The following is an 18527-nucleotide window of genomic DNA, read 5'->3' as shown; positions in this document are numbered from 1 at the left end:
CAGGGGGAAAACAACATGTTAAAAATCATTTGCTATGGTGTCCGTTCTTATGAGAAACCCTATTTCCAGGATCTCAATAAATATAACTTCCAACTAACGCTGGTAGAAGAGTTGTTAACCACCAGCAATGCAGAATTGGCACAGCATCACGATGCCGTTTTGCTAAGAGGAAACTGTGCTGCCAATCGGGAAAATATCACAAAATTCAATGAATACGGCATTCAATATGTTTTCACCAGAACAGTCGGAATCAACCACATTGATTTGGATGCCTGCAGCGAATTCGGAATGAAGGTGGCACGCGTGCCATCCTACTCTCCGAATGCCATCGCCGAGCTCTCCCTAACTTTAGCAATGATGCTGTTCCGACACACCGCTTATATGACTACCAAAAGTTCGTTCAAAAATTTTATTGTGGATGAGCATACATTCAGCAAAGAGATCCATAACTGTAAAGTTGGGATTATCGGGGTTGGTCGCATTGGTCTGACGGAGGCCAAATTGTTTAAAGGATTGGGAGCCTCTGTTATTGGTTATGATGTGTACCAATCAGATGCGGCCAAGGAAGTCATTCCATTCACGACCTTGGATGAATTACTGGCAGAGAGTGATGTCGTTAGTGTGCACGTTCCTTATCTGCCGGGACAGAACGACAAAATGATTAACGCCAGCTTTTTAGCAAAAATGAAAAAGGGATCTATTCTCATCAATACCTCACGTGGAGAATTGCAAGATAACCAAGCCATTTTGGACGCTTTGCTCAGTAACCATCTGGAAGGCTTCGCTACGGATGTCTTCCCTAAAGAAGATGAATTATTCTTTAGAGCATTTGAACCATGGCAAATGCTCCCGGACCCAACGATCCAGAAGCTTGTCGAGCTGTATCCAAGAGTTTTGGTAACGCCTCATGCTGGCTCGAATACCGTTACGGCGTTATCCAACATGATTGAAACTAGCTATGACAACTTCCATGATATCGTTACAGCTCATTCTTCGGATAACCTAGTCCCACTTCCTGTTCTCTCTATGAAATAATTAGGAAGCTCGGTACTCTTGTTGAACAAAAAAAGAACCGCTATTTCCAGACTACATCGGAAATAGCGGTTCTTTTATATCAGGATTCAACTGATAGAGCATTAGCGGCCTGCCAACCTTGTGGTATTCTATCGATTCAACCAGAAAGCCATCGTCCACCAGGAACTGAATATATTTTTTTACCGTGATACGGGACAAGTCCACTTCTCTGGCTAACGTTTCAACCGAGAATGGTCCATCCAGCTCTTGAATACTCTTCAGTATCGTGGTCATGGTCAGTTTGGACAAATTTTTAGACAGGTTTTTCGGTAGATTATGCGATGGATGTTCAACAGGTTTTTTCTTCTCCACACCCGCATGCTCTTCTTTATTAAAATAATGGTCAATAACAGCCTGATTAATTCCGTTCCCTTCCTCCATCACCGTCGCCAGACGCTGGATTTTCTCAACAGCCAGTCTAAAGCGTTCGAATGTAAAGGGTTTAATTAAATAGTCTGCAACACCATAAAAAACGGCTTCCTTCACCGTCTGAATATCTTTTGCAGCCGTAATTAAAATAACTGAAGCATGATACTGATGCTCCTGCATATGTGATAATAAAGTTAATCCGCTTTTTCCAGGTAAATAAACGTCCAGTAATACCAGATCCGGTGACCATTTTTGAAGGCAATCCTGTGCTTTCTTGACGGTATCTGCCTTACATACAACGTCCAAATTGTCCATGCGCTCGATAAACTGTTGATTGAGCTCAGCAACCATCGGATCATCCTCAACAATTAGAACTTTCATTCATTTGTAACCTCCAATGTACAGGGCAACTCTACATATATACTTGTTCCGAGACCCGGTTGGCTATCAAGCTCAATGATTCCTTGATGATTTTCCACCATGGTTTTAACCAGATTCAAGCCGTAGCCTCTGTCTTCTCCTTTGGTTGAAAAGCCATGCTCGAATATTCTTTTTTGCATCTCAAAATCAATCCCCATACCATTATCTTTCACTTTCAAAATGAATACATTTCCCTCACGCTCATAGTTCAATTTCAGTTCAATTTTGCCGGGTTCTTTTTTTTGTAAGATGGAATCTATGGCGTTGTCAAAAAAATTGCCCAGGATGTGTATGACATCATGAACGATATCCTGCATCTCCACATTAGAGACATCCGAGCTTTCTGCAAGAAGAACCGAAATATTCTGTTCGCGTGCTTCGTTGATTTTACCCATAATAAAACCTGCTAATGCCGGAACTTTAATTCTCTCAGTCAAAAAGCCTACCTCATCTTGATACCGGTGATTTAGCTGCTGAATATATTGACTGACCTCCGCATATTTCCTCATTTCAATCAGCCCGGATATTACGTGCATTTTGTTCATAAATTCATGGGTCTGTCCGCGAAGGGAGTTAATATAATATTTTGTACCACTTAACTGGTTGCTGAGATGGATCATCTCGGATTGGTCGCGCAGCGTTGCAACTGCCCCAAAAAACTCATTTTCAATATATATAGGGGTTACTGTCGCAATGACTTCTATACCATTCACATAAAATGAGCGATCCTTGATTTTCTTTTTATCATCAAACACTCTCTTGAAGAGCACGTTATAAAAGTTGGTATCTAGCTGCTCGCCAATCGGGGCTTTCATCTCTTGGTTTGCCAGTTGATACTTGGCCTGAGCTTCTTTATTCATGAGCATAATTTTCTTGTCAGCCGAAATGGCTATAATTCCTTCAGCGACCTCATTTTCAATAATTTCTTTTTCGCGCAATCGTGTTGCTATCTCTTGCGGCTCAAGCCCAAATAAAATCGTTTTGATTTTCTGAGCCAGAATGATCGCGCCCAGAACTCCACTAAAGAGCCCCAGCATCAGCCCCCCAAAAATGGTATACTGCGCCTGCATCAAATCATGATTTAGGGTTCTCATGGTCAGCCCTACACATACAATGCCAATGACCTCATGCTGTTGATTAAATATCGGCGTAAAATATCGGTAACCTTTGCCCAAAATTCCTATATTCTCAGAAAAATGTCCCTGACCGGATAGCGCTCTTCTGGCATCATTCAAATCAGAGAACGGTTTGCCAACCATCGTTGCATTCGGATGAGATAGCCGAATTAAATCGTGGTTCAAAATGACAACGAAATCCACATTAACGTTGTTCATGACTCCAAGCGAGTAGTCTTGGATCTGCTGCACAGGAACTCCCTGCTCGACATTACGAATAACATCGTTGTCACTGGCAACCATCTTGGCAATACCCGAAAGTTTTTCCTTCGTATTATCAAAATGCTTGTTAATCACGAAATTACGAATGAGAAGCAAGGATATAATTAAAGAAATAATGATAACTAAAACAACCAAAATAATAATCATGAATTGTAGCGAAACCTTGAATTGTCGTCTCGGTTTCGACTTACTTTTTAATCGCAACCCCATCACCTAGCTTCTTTGTTAAGCTCTCCATTAGGAAGAAGAGCTTATCTCTGACCTATATTCCCTTGATATTCGACATCATTTGACAATTTCCTTCTTATTCTGCAAGCTCTGCGCGCTCCACCGACAACCAAACGTATCCTTTATCTGAAATAAAACGATATGCTGAATAAGGAAAGATCAATTCTCCATAATAAGGACGTATACCTAATGAAATGGAGGATATCGGATGATTGACAATCTCGAAAGCAATTACAACTGCGCTAATGCAGGACAAGACCTTCATCAGCTCAAGCAGGAACTCGCTGTGCTTCAGGAACAAGGTGCAAACGACCAGGCGTCCGAGGAAGCCATTCATCGGCTGGAAAATCAAATTTCGTTCATCTTGAACAAGTGCGATATTAACCACTAGTTGAAGCTTGGCTATTTCAGTAAAATAAATAAAACCGACTTGTCTTTTAAAGACAAGCCGGTTCTATATGAACTAGTGTATGCTAAAAGGTTCCAAATTCACAAAATTCCCCGTATCTCATCCAATGACTGCACCTTTTCCCGCTGCATCCATTGTTCAAGGCCATGTACCAGCTCAGCCCCTGCATGTAAATGGACAAAATTGTACGTTCCCACCTGAATGGCAGCGGCCCCTGCCATGGTGAATTCAATAATATCCTCCACCGAGCTAATCCCGCCCATCCCGATCACCGGAATCGACACCGCCTGTGCCACCTGGTGAACCATGCGCAAGGCAATCGGCTTAATTGCCGGGCCGGAAAGACCAGCATACGTGTTGGCGAAGACACTGCGACGCCGGCGTATATCTATTTTCATTGCAGAAAATGTATTGATCAGCGAAACTCCGTCTGCGCCTTCTTCCTCGCACATAACCGCCATCTGTGTGATGTTCTCTGCGTTTGGAGACAGTTTGACGACCAACGGAAGAGCCGTCACATTGCGCACCTGACGCACAACCTCCCGCGCTACCTCCGTCTGGATACCAAATTGCATTCCACCCTGCTTCACATTGGGACACGAAATGTTCAATTCCAGCATATCAACGCCTCTGCGGTTCATCGTGCGTCGTTTTTGCGCGTTTTCCGTAATCATCGCTACGGCCTGAACATATTCCTCCAGATTGGAACCGCCCACGTTGGCAATAACAGCCGTGTTCCAGTGAGTCATGTCATCCAGCTCATCCTTCAAAAAGGCGGCAATACCCGGATTCTCCAGCCCCACACTATTGAGCATACCCGATGCTGTCTCATGTATTCGTGATCCTGTATTACCAGCCTTCGGATGCAGGGTCAGTCCCTTGCCGACGATACCACCCAATAATTCAGGAGAATAAAATTCCGCATACTCACGTCCGAATCCAAACGTACCGGAAGCCATGATGATCGGGTTCTTGAACGGTACACCCGCAATATTACACGCCATGGAGATCATCGAACTCCACCTCCTCCACCGGGAATACAGGCCCTTCTTTACATACCCTACGATTGCCTCCACGGGTACGCATCGTACAGCCCAAACATGCGCCAATACCACAGGCCATGTGTCTTTCAGTTGAAATATATAAACGGGATGACGTATCCACCGTTTTCATGGCGAGTGCTTGCAACATCGGAGTTGGTCCGCAGGAGAACATATTTGCATAGAGCGTCGGATCGACCTGTTCGACGATGCTTCCCCCTACCTTGACCTGCACAGATGCCGCCACAGCTTCGAACGCTTCAACCCCGAAGGCTTGCTGTGCAAACCCCAAATAAACGTGCGCATGCGTGTAATACTTTGCAGCCAACAACAACGGAGCTGTACCCATGCCACCGCCGATCAAAGCCAAACTACCCTCTACCTGCGGAAAACTGTTTCCGAAAGGTCCTTCTAAATGAATCTCCTGACCAGGCTGTAATTGGGAAAACAAATTTGTCCCCTCTCCAACAACCCGGTACAAAAAGGAAATACTCTCTTCCCCGATATCATAAATGCTGATGGGTCTGGGCAGCAGTGGGTAACCTGTCCCGCTGCGCAGCATGTAAAACTGCCCCATGTTCCCTTTAAACTTTCCCTCTATTTTCATCACATAGATGCCCGGTACGAGCGCCACATTCGAAATTACGTTAGCCATATAACCCCTCCACTAACCACTCACTATAACGTAAAAGCAGCAACTATTACGTGACTATTTTCACATTTTCGGGTAACGTTTCGCCCTGCGGCTCGTGATATAAAAAAGCGTACTCCTGTTAGAGAGTACGCTTGTGAATTTAACTAATGGCTTCGCGCTCCGCATTGCGGCTACCCTTGGCATCCTTGCGGATTTGCTTGCTGCGTAGCTGTCCGCAGGCTGCGTCAATATCGACTCCATGCTCCAGCCGAACACTACAGCTAATGCCTTGTTTTTTCAGAACATCATAGAAGCCAGTAATCGACTCCGACTCACTCCGCTGGTATTGACTATGCTCATCCACCGGATTGTACGGAATCAGGTTTACATTGGCCAGATTACGGCGATGGCCCACCAGCTCAGCCAGTTCGAGCGCATGCTCCTTACCGTCATTAACATCCTTCAGCAAGATGTACTCCAGCGTAATCCGACGATTTGTTTTGTCCAAATAATAATCAATCGCCTGCATTAGTTTCTCAATCGGAATCGCCCGGTTGATCTTCATAATGCGAGTACGAATCTCATTATTCGGAGCGTGGAGGGAGATTGCCAGATTGACATGTAGGTCGGAATCTGCAAACTCAATGATTTTATCAGCCAATCCACTTGTGGAAACGGTAATATGCCGCGGCCCAATCGCTAGCCCTTTGTGATCCTTAATGACCCGAATGAAATCGGACAGGTTCACGAAGTTATCAAACGGTTCGCCAATTCCCATCACAACAACATGACTGACCTGGTCCCCCGGACGTTCCTGATCTAGATACAGCTGGACCTTCATAATTTGCTCTACAATTTCACCGCTGGACAGGTCACGGCTCTTCTTCAACAATCCGCTCGCACAGAAGCTGCACCCAATGTTACATCCTACCTGCGTAGTCACACATACGGATAAGCCAAACTTATGCCGCATCAATACCGTCTCAATCAAATTACCATCCTGAAGCCGGAACAAGAACTTGACCGTCCCGTCTGCTGACTGTTGCTTCACGTGTTCTTCAAGTGTTTCTATGGAAAAGTGCTCGGTCAACAGGCGAGTACAATCCTCATGAACCTCTGCCATCGCTGCAAAATCAGTAACCCGCTTCCGGTACAATGCGTCCCATACCTGCAATGCCCGAGATTTCTTATGTCCATGCTCGATGAGCCATGCTGTCAATTGATCTAGCGTTAATCCATAAATGGATTCTTTTTTCATGTTCGATCCTCTTTTCAAAACATTCAAATTCGTCTTCCTCTATATGAAACTAAGCACGCACCATTCGTCTCAACCATCATTGCATCATAGCATGTTTAAGCAATCTGCGCTATTTAAACGCCTCTTTCATTGTCCCAAATTTTAATTATGAACACAAGGGGGCAGGACATTGTTTCTCCAAAATTTTAGCGTGAAATTATATCTTGAAACAAAGTACAAGCCACATTAAACTAGGCGACAGAACCTGTTCAACAAGAGCACGCAAAGACAGGATTACAGATACTCCTAATGATATGATTACAACTAAGGAAGGTGATGCGGTTGGAATGGTTGCTTCGGATCAAGAACGCACTGGATCTGATGGAAGAGAGAATGCAGCAGCCCCTTGATATCGATGAAATTGCAAAGGCAGCCTACTCGTCTCCTTTCCATTTTCAGCGTATGTTTCATATGCTAACCGGCGTCACGGTTGCAGAATATGTGCGCAAACGTCGATTGACCTTGGCTGCTCAGGAATTGAGTCTTTCTTCCGCCAAGGTGCTGGATGTAGCGTTCAAATACGGATATGATTCCCCCGAATCTTTTTCTAAAGCGTTCCGAAAGGTACACGGTATTTCTCCCTCTGAGGCCAGAAGCCCTGGGGTAAACCTGAAAGCCTTTCCACGCATCACCTTCCATCTATCGTTGAAGGGAGATCAGGAAATGGATTACAAAATTGTAGAGAAAGCGGCCTTTACGGTCATTGGCAAGTCCATTCAAGTCACCACTAAGAACGGCGATAATCTTCGAGAAATCCCAAAATTCTGGAACGAACTGAATGCGGATGGTACATCGGATCGGATTCATGCCTTGGGGACAGGCGACGATATCCTCGGTATTTGTTTGGATTTCAAACATGGAGAGGAGAAATTCACGTACCTGATTGCCGCAGAAGGCAGCGAAGACGTAGCGACCGCGAATGGGCTGGAATCCAGAATCATTCCGGCTTCAACCTGGGCAGTGTTTACATCCATCGGCCCTATGCCTCACTCGATCCAAAAAGTATGGCAAAGAATCTTTCAGGAATGGTTCCCTGCCAGTAATTATGAGCATTCAGGCGGCCCGGAACTGGAAGTGTATACTATGGGCGATTCACATGCTGAAGACTACCGAAGTGAAGTTTGGATTCCGATTAAGAAAAAGTAAACAAACGAACCGACTGCCTATTGCAGTCGGTTTTATACCGTATTGCATTTACATCATAAGGTGACAGAAAACACAATTCCCTGCATACTCGCTACTCTAGCTTAATGCTCCCATGCAACTCCCCAAGCTCCTGCTTCAACACAGAATATAGCCTTGAACCTGCCGGCTTTAGCGGATAGTCTGTTGCTTTGCAAAGAAGGCCGAAGGTCATATCGATCAGGCTGTCGCTTAACTCCCTCACCGCTGTTCCTGTCGGGACAGAACTGACCAGAATTTGTGGCACAAGTGCAATACCTAAATCGCTCTCCACATAAAATTTCAGAGCCGTCATGCTGCCAATTTCCATCGTGTTTAACGTGGTTATTCCATATTCCTTCATGACCATTTCAAGTTTGCGACGATATGGGCAGGTGGCCGACGTAATAAGCAACCGCTCCCCCTGTAAATCCTCCGGCCCAATCTTTTCTTTTTGCGCAAGCGGGTGATTTTCAGGCATTAATACTACAAATCTCTCCCTAAATAACGGTTCAAAATATAGCTCTGTGCCCAAATCCGGTGCGGAGCACAGCGCTAAATTAATATCCCCCTTGAGAACACGCTCGCTTAGAGTAGGAGTATTCCCAAACTCAACAGAAACCCGAATGTTCGGATAATGGGTTAAGAATCGTTTTAAAATTCCTGGTAGTCGGTAACTGGCAGTCGGTTCGGTCACTCCTATACGAAGGTCGCCTGCGGTTCCTCTTTGCAGATTGTCCATATTTTCCTGCAATTGCTCCATATCCTTTACAATATGTAGACTTTGCTCGTAAAACATCCTGCCCGCTTCAGTTAACTTTATTTTCTTGCCCCGTTCGATCAGTTGAATTCCCATATCGGACTCCAGCTTCTGTATTTGCATCGTCACGGTAGATTGTGCATAATTCAACTCTTCTGCTGCACGAATAAAACTCCCGTAATTCACAATCATTTGAAATGTTTTGAGTGTTTTAATGTCCATTCTCAAACTCCTATATGCACAATTAATTCAATTTTATTGAATTGTAAATTCAGTTAATTCAATTATACAGAATACAGTGCATCCTCTACAATGATACATATCAGATCATATTATTTTTCAGACGCAAGATGAACTGGATGGGAAGGAGCGAATATATATGGATTTACATCAAAAAGTAGCACTGGTTACAGGTGGAGGTACAGGAATTGGGAGAGCCGTATGTATGGCCTTGGCAGATCGAAAAGCTACGGTAGTCGTAAACTATTCCCGCTCTAAAAACGATGCTGAGGAAACTGTACGTATGATCCTTGAAAAGGGCGGACGTGCTATCGCATTACAGGCAGATGTTTCCCGAGATCAGGAAGTTCGAATTATGGTAAACCAGATTGTCCAGCAATTCGGTACGATTGATATACTCGTGAATAACGCTAGCATTACACATCACATTCCTATGGATGATCTGGAGGCAGCCACGGAAGAGGTATGGGATGATCTATTTGATGTAAATGTAAAAGGCATGTTTTACTGTGCCAGAGCCGTAGCTCCTTTTATGAAGCGTAGTAAACAAGGAGCTATCGTCAATCTGGGAAGTATAGCAGGGCAAACAGGGCTGGGTTCCTCGCTTCCCTATGCGGTATCCAAAGCGGCCGTCCACGGGCTGACCAAATCTTTAGCACGAGCATTGGCACCGGATATTCGCGTTAATTGCATCGTGCCGGGAGCCGTAGCGACAAGATGGTGGGCAGGCAGGGAAGAACAAATGAAGCAACTGTTTCCTCATTTGCTCCTACAGCGCATTTCTACACCCGAGGATATTGCCAGCATGATCTGCTCTGCTTTGGAACAGGAAGCCATGACAGGCCAGATCATTACGGTGGACAGCGGACAAACACTGTAAAGATACTGGGACTTCTGCGTAAAAACAAGCCGCCTTCTCAAACAGAAGGCGGCTTTTGAGCTATCGTATTATCGTATACCGTCGTTGACTACGTTTTAGCTTAGAGATACCGCAATTCGTGTACCTTTCACGAATTTAACAAATAAGTACCGAACAAGCGGCCCTACAATTAAGAGCTGCAGAGGGAAAGCAAAAATAAAATTCTTAAAAACTAAAGACAAGTAATTTTTAAATAATGACTCTCCCGAAAGACCATTAAAAAAGTAAGCCGTCCCCAATCCATAAAGTGACATACAGATAACCATTCCAATGACCATACAGCATGAGAGGGACAGAATCACAAATACCTTTTTAGATTTGTCGTATGGTAATGAGAAGGCTATTTTCTTTGCTAGTGGGCCGACAATAAATAATTCCAATACGAAAGCAATGATAAAACATAAAATAAATTGAAGAAACATTACTTTTAGAGATATTGTGCCAATCAAGTCATTTGTATATAGATTATAAAATGTCATGAATACGACCATCCCCAAGCACATCATTAAACCAAAATAAAAATCTTCTTTCTTCGTTGTTGGCAATTCCATCATCCCTTCTGTGTACCTTGGTAATTATATAAATAGTCAAAACCTCCACATAAGTGAACTTTCTGTGAACTTTATAGTAAACGCTTCCTTATATATAAGAAATAGGCATCGTTCATCTCAACGATACCTTGGAATGTTGCAGTCATATCCCTCAATGATCTGCTTTTAAATCTAAGCCAAATCTCTTCAGCTCAATAAAAACACCTTCCAGTCGCTTCCCTTTTTCCGTTAACGAATATTCAACACGCGGGGGAACCTCGGCATATACCTTTCTTTCTAACAGGCCGTTATCTTCAAGTTCCTTCAGGCGTAGGGAAAGCGTTTTGGGACTAATCCCCTTCATGGATTTCTGAAGTTGGCTGAATCTCAGTGTTCCTTCGATAAGAAGGTCACGGATGATTAAAAAAGTCCATTTCGTTCCGATCAAATCAAGTGTTTGGGCAATAGGACACGGCTTGCCTGGTATTCCTTTGGTCAATTCAATAGGTTCTTGAGCGTGCATAGGAACTCCTCCAAAAAACATCTGTTAAATCCAATAGTATCACAATAGTTCCCTTAAGGAAACTATATGAATTAAATATCACTACTTCCCTAAATAAACTTACTACGTATACAATATCGCTGTAGCAAATCATGTTTTCTCTAATACGAGGAGGAAAACAATGTACAGCTACAAGCCGTATTACATGATTAACAAAACCAGATGAACACTAGGAGGGAATCCATTTGCAAAACCAAAAGATTGTCATTATTGGTGGAAGCTCAGGTATTGGTTTAGAAACAGCTAAGCAAGTCATTTCGCTTGGAGCGGAAGTGGTAATCGCCAGCCGCTCGGAGGATAAATTGCACAAAGCCAAAGAAATGCTGGGCCCTCGTGCTGCAATATATGTGCTGGACACGTCAGATGAGCAGCAGGTAAAATCTTTCTTCGGAAAAGTCGGCCCCTATGACCATCTTATCGTTAGCGCGGCAGAAACCTCAGGTGGGTCATTCCTTCAGTTGGAGACGGATCAAGCCCGCAAGCTATTCGAAAATAAATTTTGGGGCCAGTATTATGCAGCTAAATACGGAGCTTCCCAACTTTCAACCGAGGGTTCCATTACCTTATTTTCAGGAGTGGTGGCATACAAGCCGATGATTGGCTCCTCTGCGCTCGGTGCTGTGAATGCAGCGGTTTCGAATCTTGGTCAAACCTTGGCGTTAGAGCTTTCTCCCATCCGCGTGAATGTCGTCTCACCCGGCATTATTGATACACCTTCACGCAGCAAAATGCCTGAAAATACGCGCAATCAATTCTATGATACGGTCGCGCATAAGCTTCCCGTGAAGCGAGTTGGACTTGCGGAGGATGTTGCACGAGGTGTAATTTATTTGATTCAAAATCAGTTTGTGACCGGAACAGTCCTTCATGTGGATGGCGGACACATTTTAACATAAAAGCTTCGTCCTAAATCCGTCAGTCATTTAACAAAAAAAACGGAGAACACTCCCGCATCTTTGCTTGGGCGTTCTCCTCTTTTCTTATCAATGAATGTTTTCGCAAACTTTATCCTAGTGATGAATACGACGTTTGTTTCTCAAAATGTTGCGAATCATCTTGTGATTGGGGAGCTGCCTGAACAACATATGTCCGGGATGCGGATTGGCCTCGATAATCCAGATTTGACCGCTCTTTTCAATAGCAAGATCGATGCCCAGCTCGCGAACCGGATGATTTTTATCTATCGTGTCGGCAATGATTCTAGAAAGCTCGGTGATCTGGTCCAGAATCTCTTTCATTTTTGTTCTGTCATTTTCAAAGACCCTTAAAAGCACTTTGGACAACGGCGCCGCATGTCCTCCCTTCCGATAGTTGGTAACGACTTTTCGAGGTGCAGCGACACGGCCGGTTATTCCTGAAATGACCCATTCCGATTCCGGCTTCTGCATATACACTCTGGCATCAAAAATGGAACCTTTGTACTTGGCTAACTTAAGTCCTTGCTGTACCAAATAACGGCGATGAGGTCTCCGATAGGTTCTAACTGCTCTTCTTACGGCGTGGGATCTAACGACTCTGCGACTGGAGCCACAACGAACCTCATATTTCCTCCCCAGCTTTTTCGCACGTATGATGCCAGTTCCTCCACTCCCATAATTAGGCTTGATAAAGACTGTGCGATAGGTATCCAGCATCCGTAAAGTCCTTGCATTACTGATCCAGCGGGTTTCGGGCAAGTGAGAACGTAAAATGGGATGTTGTCGCATTTCCTTGTATTGAATCATCTTTCCAATGGGCACGAATATCCCTCGATTCTGTTGGGTTTTTGCACACATTACATGAATATGCATCTATATTCTATCTTGGTAACGGCGAATGCCACAGTTTGCTATGAAAGAGGCAAATCTCCTACTTTCTTTAAGGCGAGTCTTCTTTGATTTCAAGAGAGAAATGGACAATGTGTTCTATGCATGACGAAGTTATTGTAAATACCTATAAAGTTGATTCCAATAATATATTAGACCAATAACAATTCTGGATATATGATGTATTAAAAAATAACGTGAGGAGGAACGTTAATATGTCTATTTATGATTTTCAGGCAACCTCAATTAACGGGAAACCGATTGAATTCTCAGACTACAGAGGAAAGGTTCTCCTCATTGTAAACACAGCCAGCAAGTGTAGCTTCTCCAGTCAATTCGCTGATCTGCAGAAGCTCTACGAAAGACGGAGGGAACAAGGTTTTGAAATCCTTGCGTTTCCTTGTAACCAATTCAATGAAAAAGAGCCGGGTAGCAATTCGGAGGTTCAGGGATTCTGTCAAATTAACCATGGAGTAACCTTCCCGCTATTTGAGAAGACGGATGTAAGAGGCTCATCTCCTCATCCTTTATTTCAATATCTGACCCAACAGGCACCGTTTCAAGGCTTCGATACCCAGACCAAAGACGGTCAATGGATGGAGGATTTCCTGCGGGATAAGTATCCAGAAATATACGCTGGCGACGGTATCAAGTGGAACTTTTCTAAATTCTTGGTCGATCGCGATGGCCATGTAAAAGGAAGGTTTGAAGTAACAACCGAGCCCTGTGCCATTGATCCTGTCATCGAATCGCTATTGTAATTTTTCCGTTCACTTCTTTGGATTCTTAAAAAAAAGAGTATCAAATGACAAAAATGAATATTTGTCATTTGATACTCTTTGTGTTATCCTGACTTCAAGGAGGTGACTCACACGGCACTTGACCGTGTCCCTATGGAAAAATCCTCAGATGTGTTAACCAAGGAACAGATTCTCATCGCTACAGAAGACACCCTTAGACGTTTTGGTGTGGCCAAAACCTCCGTGACCGATGTTGCCAAAGTACTGGGAGTAAGTCATGGCAGCATTTACCGACACTTTAAAAGTAAAGCCGAGCTTCTAGAAGGTGTGACCGAAAAATGGCTGAATGAAAAGATTATTGGCCCGTTAACGGAGGTCTGTCAGAATTCATCTATACTGGGAGCGCCACATTTAAAACGATATATACAGACCTTGGTCGAACTTAAGCAGTATTATGCCCGCGACGACAAGGAAATGTTTGAGATGTATACGAGGGTCACCGAGCAAGCCGCTGATTTAATCGACCAGCATATCGCCCACATTGTGGATCAGCTCGCTGATATCATTGCACGCGGGGACATCACATCGGATCAGCCAGCCCAACTGGCGCGTACCCTTTTCTATGCCACAGCCCGTTTTCATCATCCCGCTCATGCTTACGAATGGAAAAGTCCCGTGATTAATCAGGAATTTTCGGATGTATGGATGCTTTTAGAAAAAGGAATCACTTAAAATAGATATGGAAAGAAGGACAAAGCACATATGAAGCATTTGGACGGAAAAACAGCAATTATTACCGGGTCCTCCAGAGGGATTGGACGTGCCATTGCCGAGCAACTGGCTGATCTGGGCGCTAATGTAGTCATCAATTATGCCAGCAGTCCGGACAAAGCCCAAGAAGTCATGGAGAGCATTATTCAAAAAGGCGGCAAAGCCATAGCACTTCACGCTGATCTGGGCAAAATGAGTGATATTGAAGCATTATTTACAAATACGATTGCTGAGTTCGGTAAAGTGGATATTCTGGTTAACAACGCTGGGCTGATGATCACCCAACCTCTGGCTGAGGTAACCGAAGCAGATTTTGACCAACAATTCGCACTGAATGTAAAAGGCACCTTCTTTGCCTGTCAGCAAGCCATGAAATATATGGAGAACTACGGAAGAATCGTGAACCTGTCCACATCCGTGATCGGACAAATGTTCCCGGCCTATAGCGTATATGCAGGTACCAAGGGTGCAGTGGAGCAATTTACCCGTCAGCTAGCCAAAGAGTTCGGAAGCAAGCAAATTACGATCAACGCTGTGGCTCCCGGTCCTGTGAACACCGAGCTTTTCCAAGCAGGAAAAACTGAGCAGCAAATCGAAGGCATGAAAAAAATGAATGCTATGGGTCGGCTCGGCGAACCGGAAGATATCGCTGATGTGATTGAGTTCCTGGTCAGCGCCAAATCACAGTGGGTTACCGGGCAAACGATCCGCGTCAATGGCGGGTTCATCTAAAAGCTGGAATACATGGAATGGAGGCTGTTTACGTTCATGATATTACACAAAGGCGAGACCTTATTTCGACAAGGAGAATCCGGCCCTTTATATCACTTAAAGAGCGGCTTGTTAAAAATTGTCCGAGTCCATGAAGACGGCTCGCAAATTTTAGTTAATGTGATTGTGCCCGATGAAATCATCCCGCACCACTCCCTGATCAGCCCCAATCCTTATTATGGTACAGCGGTGGCGTTAGTAACCTCTGAGGTCGAGGTTCTGTCGCAAAAAGAATGGTATCAGGCGCTGGAGCAAGATCCGGCTCAATGTCGGGCTATCGCTTTGCAGCTACAGGACAAGTTGCGCATGATGCAGCAACGAATTGACCAACTCACCGAGGTGTCACCTGCCGAGAAGCTTCGGAAGCTCCAACGCTGGTTCCACTCCTACATCGCACCCGCCACGTTAACGGACGTGCTGACGCAGGAGGAAATCGGCCAGTTTATTGGGCTGCGTCGGGAGACGATTAATCGGCTATTGCGTGCTTCAAGCGCTCCTTCTGCAAAAGATGATGACGATAATGCATCTCGATGAGCGAAAACCACTCTCCAGCATTCAGCGCGCCGAATCTGGGATGAGAGACGGTAGACGACCCTGTTGATTTCCCAACGGTCGGCTCAATCTCTCTCATCTTGCGGATCACGACGTTTAATCCCTCCACAATTTCTTCTTTGCTAGTGGGTTGTTGGGGAGTGTACTGTGGGGATGGTGGAACTTGGATACGCATTGGCGGAAAGCTCCCCAGATTAAAAATGGCCGTACCTGCCTCCGTTTTAACTCCTGTCTCCCCATTTGGCTGTAGACAAACATCAATGTTCTTAAGATGCATATACAAAGCAGAGTTCACCAAATGAAGGTACATTTGTCCAAGTGACCATTCGTCCTCCTGCGGTGTGTACTGCAATTGCTCCAAGCTGAAGCTGTCCAATTCAAGAAGATAGTGTTGTGCCGTTTCTTCAAAACGCTGCAATGTTTCACTTGTATTCATATATTGTAATTGCTCCTCTCTATCAAAGTAGCTTTACTATATAAAAATGCTACTGACAGCATTATGTCAGTAGCATTTCAACATTTTTTCCACTTCCGTACGTATCCGCTCCCGAAGCGACTCAGGCTCCAGCACAACCATATCCGCACCCCACCCAAGTACCCATTGCAGTAATTCCTCCGGCTGTCTGACGCGGAAGAGTATATGCAGTCCATCTGTACGCTCCTCTATGGCCTCCATATAAAAGTTGTTCGCTTCCTTCACCTTATCTGCAATATCTGAACGTGCTAATATGCGAACAGTTACATGACGGTCATCGGTTTGCTTGTAATCCTGCAAATGAAAATCGACAGGTAACTGAAACCTGTCCTCCAGCACGATAAGCTTGTCCATACGTGACAGACGGAAATGGCGAAGCTGCTGCCGCAATTCGCATTGCCCAATTAACACCCAAGAACCACGGAGCAGTACAAGACCATAAGGTGCGACCACACGCACACTTTGACGATTCCCGTCAGCTTCTGGCATTCTTTTGGAGTAGCCAAACTGTACTTTCCGTTTTTCCAATACAGCGAAACGCAGCGTTTCCAAACAGGTTTTCTCGCTATGGTTTGCCCCTTCACCCACCGCGAGCAATCTGATGGTCGTACGCACCCGGGAGACTTCCCTGCGAACGCTCTCCGGTAATATGGCTTCAATCTTCCTGCGGGAGGTTTGCGCCTTGATACCGTAGTCTGTATCAAATTTTTGTTCGACAAAATCCGTTCCGATTAGCAACGCCACAGCCTCTTCTGCGGTAAAGCTCAAGGGGGGCAGGAAGTACCCCTCCATCAAGGAATATCCAATGCCCGGTGCTCCTACAATCGGTACGCCCGATTCACTTAGAGCCTGAATATCCCGATAGATGGTCCTCACACTCGTTTCGAATATGGCTGCCAAATCCTCGGCTCGTAAAATATCCTTACGCTGCAACTCTAGCAAGACCGCTAGCAAACGATCTGTTTTGTTCATACCACAGCCCCTCTCTGGAAGGATCTAAAATGCAGAAATACAAAAAAGCAATAAGGGCAGTACAGTCACTGCGACTTATTGCTCTTTTTTTTCATACGGAAGTTACTTCATTACTTAAAAAACACTTTTTCGACGTTATATTTAGCCTTTTGTGAATTGATGATGTAGGTTTCATAGATTTCTCGCTCTACCGCATCTTCCACAATACAAACCTCAATAATCGCTACTTCGTTCCGCTTGTCCTTGATCGGCGATACGGTATCTTCAAAATGCTTTTTGATTCTTTGTCTCAGCTTTCTTGCTTTACCAACGAACAGCAATTCCTCCTGTGTGTTGTAGAACATAAAGATACCAGCCTTATCTCTAGGGATCAGGTGAAAGTCGGTAAATCCGTAAATATGGCTGAGCTCAGGGTTAACCTGTTTGGTAATTGTGATATCCGGAGTTGGAATTGTTATATTAATCACTATGTCACTTCCTCATTCTATATAGGTGTAAATATTATCACAAATCCCGATGTAACACCATTTAATAATCCTTGCCCATCCCCTAAACAAAGATACTCGAGGATTGAAATAAAACCCATTTCAACCCAAAGTACAAAGGGTAATTATGTAATTAAATCAACTAAAATACAGGCAACCGCAATCGGTAGAAATTTTATGAATTACCTACTATGCGAGTACGTCGGTTTCCGTTACAATATGTCAGTGTGATTCTGGCATCGGCAGATTGACGCGTACTTGAACATTATTGGAGGCTTCTATTTTTTCATGCAAAATGAATCTCATTCTAACGTAAAAATCATAACGGCCGATCCGAGTGCGATCGGCCTGTTTGGCTTGGCTATTGTAACGCTTGTGGCTTCATCCCAAAAGCTTGGTCTCACCGAAGGCCTAAGCTTCATCATCCCTTGGGCTATCTTCCTTGGTGCCTTTGCACAGTTGTTTGCCTCCATTCAGGATGCAAAACATAACAACACCTTTGGTATGACGGCTTTTGGTGCTTACGCCTTCTTCTGGTTAGCCGTAGCTAGTAGCTGGATGATCAAAATGGGGGTATTCGGCTCAGAGCTGGCGTCTGCTGTAGACGGCAAGCAGCTTGGCTTTGCCTTTGCGGGCTATCTCATCTTTACGCTCTTCATGACCATTGGAGCGATGGAGACGCATAAGGTTCTATTCTTTATTTTTGTGTTGATTGATTTTCTGTTCCTCGGTCTTAGCTTCGATGCATTCGGCGTTGCACCAGAGATATTCCATACCATCGCCGCTTATGCTGAAATGGGCATTGGTCTACTCTCACTGTACGGTACAGGAGCTGCCGTTCTGAATGCTCATTTTGGCCGTACATTCCTGCCCGTTGGACGTCCTTTCGGCATTTTCAAGCCACGTCCTTAACTGT

General features: G+C 44.5%; 22 protein-coding genes. 10 read left to right on the top strand and 12 right to left on the bottom strand.

What is annotated here, in order from left to right; all coding sequences use genetic code 11:
• Nucleotides 1–15 precede the first annotated feature (15 nt).
• Nucleotides 16–1035 carry a 2-hydroxyacid dehydrogenase gene (locus ACQW03_RS12045; RefSeq protein WP_071643947.1) on the top strand — a complete coding sequence of 340 codons (1020 nt, stop codon included), beginning with the start codon at nt 16–18 and terminating at the stop codon, nt 1033–1035.
• Nucleotides 1036–1086: 51 nt separating this feature from the next.
• Here ACQW03_RS12045 and ACQW03_RS12040 read toward each other — a convergent pair whose 3' ends face one another.
• Together ACQW03_RS12040 and ACQW03_RS12035 are read right to left on the bottom strand one after the other, a co-directional pair.
• Nucleotides 1087–1824: a response regulator gene (locus ACQW03_RS12040; protein ID WP_071643949.1), complete on the bottom strand. Its 738-nt coding sequence runs from the start codon at nt 1822–1824 to the stop codon at nt 1087–1089.
• Nucleotides 1821–3407: an ATP-binding protein gene (locus ACQW03_RS12035; protein WP_441949849.1), complete on the bottom strand. Its 1587-nt coding sequence runs from the start codon at nt 3405–3407 to the stop codon at nt 1821–1823. Before ACQW03_RS12035 ends, ACQW03_RS12040 begins: the two co-directional genes overlap by 4 nt.
• 289 nt (nt 3408–3696) lie before the next feature.
• Here ACQW03_RS12035 and ACQW03_RS12030 point away from each other — a divergent pair, with 289 nt between their 5' ends.
• Complete coding sequence (locus ACQW03_RS12030) at nt 3697–3879, top strand: DUF2524 domain-containing protein (RefSeq protein ID WP_441949847.1); 183 nt, start codon at nt 3697–3699, stop codon at nt 3877–3879.
• A gap of 98 nt (nt 3880–3977) precedes the next feature.
• On the opposite strand, the gene ACQW03_RS12025 is transcribed toward ACQW03_RS12030, so the two are convergent.
• The 3 genes from ACQW03_RS12025 to rlmN all read right to left on the bottom strand — a co-directional run bounded on the left by ACQW03_RS12025 (nt 3978) and on the right by rlmN (nt 6829).
• Complete coding sequence (locus ACQW03_RS12025) at nt 3978–4910, bottom strand: dihydroorotate dehydrogenase (RefSeq protein WP_076292829.1); 933 nt, start codon at nt 4908–4910, stop codon at nt 3978–3980.
• Nucleotides 4891–5592: a dihydroorotate dehydrogenase electron transfer subunit gene (locus ACQW03_RS12020; RefSeq protein ID WP_441949845.1), complete on the bottom strand. Its 702-nt coding sequence runs from the start codon at nt 5590–5592 to the stop codon at nt 4891–4893. Before ACQW03_RS12020 ends, ACQW03_RS12025 begins: the two co-directional genes overlap by 20 nt.
• 139 nt (nt 5593–5731) lie before the next feature.
• A complete protein-coding gene (rlmN, locus tag ACQW03_RS12015; RefSeq protein ID WP_071643953.1) occupies nt 5732–6829 on the bottom strand; it encodes a 23S rRNA (adenine(2503)-C(2))-methyltransferase RlmN in 1098 nt (365 codons plus the stop codon).
• 315 nt (nt 6830–7144) lie between these two features.
• On the opposite strand from rlmN, the gene ACQW03_RS12010 reads away from it, so the two are divergent.
• A complete protein-coding gene (locus ACQW03_RS12010; RefSeq protein ID WP_441949842.1) occupies nt 7145–8014 on the top strand; it encodes an AraC family transcriptional regulator in 870 nt (289 codons plus the stop codon).
• 91 nt (nt 8015–8105) lie between these two features.
• On the opposite strand, the gene ACQW03_RS12005 is transcribed toward ACQW03_RS12010, so the two are convergent.
• Complete coding sequence (locus ACQW03_RS12005) at nt 8106–9011, bottom strand: LysR family transcriptional regulator (protein WP_441949840.1); 906 nt, start codon at nt 9009–9011, stop codon at nt 8106–8108.
• A 157-nt stretch (nt 9012–9168) separates the two neighbouring features.
• Between ACQW03_RS12005 and ACQW03_RS12000 the strand changes: the two genes are divergently transcribed.
• Entirely contained in the window at nt 9169–9909 is a 741-nt protein-coding gene (locus ACQW03_RS12000) for an SDR family NAD(P)-dependent oxidoreductase (protein WP_071643961.1), read from the top strand.
• 95 nt (nt 9910–10004) lie between these two features.
• Here the strand turns inward: ACQW03_RS12000 and ACQW03_RS11995 are convergent, their stop codons facing one another.
• Complete coding sequence (locus ACQW03_RS11995; protein WP_441949838.1) at nt 10005–10493, bottom strand: hypothetical protein; 489 nt, start codon at nt 10491–10493, stop codon at nt 10005–10007.
• A 157-nt stretch (nt 10494–10650) separates the two neighbouring features.
• Nucleotides 10651–11001: a winged helix-turn-helix transcriptional regulator gene (locus tag ACQW03_RS11990; RefSeq protein WP_013312645.1), complete on the bottom strand. Its 351-nt coding sequence runs from the start codon at nt 10999–11001 to the stop codon at nt 10651–10653.
• A 224-nt stretch (nt 11002–11225) separates the two neighbouring features.
• Here ACQW03_RS11990 and ACQW03_RS11985 point away from each other — a divergent pair, with 224 nt between their 5' ends.
• A complete protein-coding gene (locus ACQW03_RS11985) occupies nt 11226–11936 on the top strand; it encodes an SDR family oxidoreductase (protein WP_071643963.1) in 711 nt (236 codons plus the stop codon).
• Nucleotides 11937–12050: 114 nt separating this feature from the next.
• On the opposite strand, the gene ACQW03_RS11980 is transcribed toward ACQW03_RS11985, so the two are convergent.
• Entirely contained in the window at nt 12051–12779 is a 729-nt protein-coding gene (locus tag ACQW03_RS11980) for a YheC/YheD family protein (protein WP_233901786.1), read from the bottom strand.
• 281 nt (nt 12780–13060) lie between these two features.
• On the opposite strand from ACQW03_RS11980, the gene ACQW03_RS11975 reads away from it, so the two are divergent.
• From ACQW03_RS11975 to ACQW03_RS11960, 4 genes are all read left to right on the top strand, one after another.
• The gene (locus ACQW03_RS11975; protein WP_441949835.1) at nt 13061–13606 is read left to right on the top strand and encodes a glutathione peroxidase; all 546 of its coding nucleotides are present in this window, start codon (nt 13061–13063) and stop codon (nt 13604–13606) included.
• 132 nt (nt 13607–13738) lie between these two features.
• Entirely contained in the window at nt 13739–14317 is a 579-nt protein-coding gene (locus tag ACQW03_RS11970; protein ID WP_441949833.1) for a TetR/AcrR family transcriptional regulator, read from the top strand.
• A gap of 30 nt (nt 14318–14347) precedes the next feature.
• A complete protein-coding gene (locus ACQW03_RS11965; RefSeq protein WP_441949831.1) occupies nt 14348–15088 on the top strand; it encodes an SDR family oxidoreductase in 741 nt (246 codons plus the stop codon).
• Nucleotides 15089–15124: 36 nt separating this feature from the next.
• Nucleotides 15125–15661: a Crp/Fnr family transcriptional regulator gene (locus tag ACQW03_RS11960; RefSeq protein WP_071643971.1), complete on the top strand. Its 537-nt coding sequence runs from the start codon at nt 15125–15127 to the stop codon at nt 15659–15661.
• On the opposite strand, the gene ACQW03_RS11955 is transcribed toward ACQW03_RS11960, so the two are convergent.
• The 3 genes from ACQW03_RS11955 to ACQW03_RS11945 all read right to left on the bottom strand — a co-directional run bounded on the left by ACQW03_RS11955 (nt 15594) and on the right by ACQW03_RS11945 (nt 17593).
• Entirely contained in the window at nt 15594–16115 is a 522-nt protein-coding gene (locus tag ACQW03_RS11955) for a DinB family protein (RefSeq protein ID WP_071643973.1), read from the bottom strand. The genes ACQW03_RS11960 and ACQW03_RS11955 overlap by 68 nt on opposite strands.
• 66 nt (nt 16116–16181) lie before the next feature.
• Entirely contained in the window at nt 16182–17126 is a 945-nt protein-coding gene (locus ACQW03_RS11950; protein ID WP_441949828.1) for a helix-turn-helix transcriptional regulator, read from the bottom strand.
• A 110-nt stretch (nt 17127–17236) separates the two neighbouring features.
• Entirely contained in the window at nt 17237–17593 is a 357-nt protein-coding gene (locus tag ACQW03_RS11945; protein WP_023991017.1) for a nucleotide excision repair endonuclease, read from the bottom strand.
• Between the two features lie 306 nt (nt 17594–17899).
• Here ACQW03_RS11945 and ACQW03_RS11940 point away from each other — a divergent pair, with 306 nt between their 5' ends.
• Nucleotides 17900–18523 (top strand): acetate uptake transporter, encoded by a 624-nt coding sequence (locus ACQW03_RS11940; RefSeq protein WP_013312661.1) that lies wholly within the window; start codon nt 17900–17902, stop codon nt 18521–18523.
• Nucleotides 18524–18527 lie beyond the last annotated feature (4 nt).

This window comes from Paenibacillus sp. DRB1-1, from assembly GCF_052119485.1.
In the GTDB taxonomy this organism is placed as follows: Bacteria; Bacillota; Bacilli; order Paenibacillales; family Paenibacillaceae; genus Paenibacillus; species Paenibacillus polymyxa_B.
This window is presented reverse-complemented; position numbering and strand designations above follow the sequence as displayed.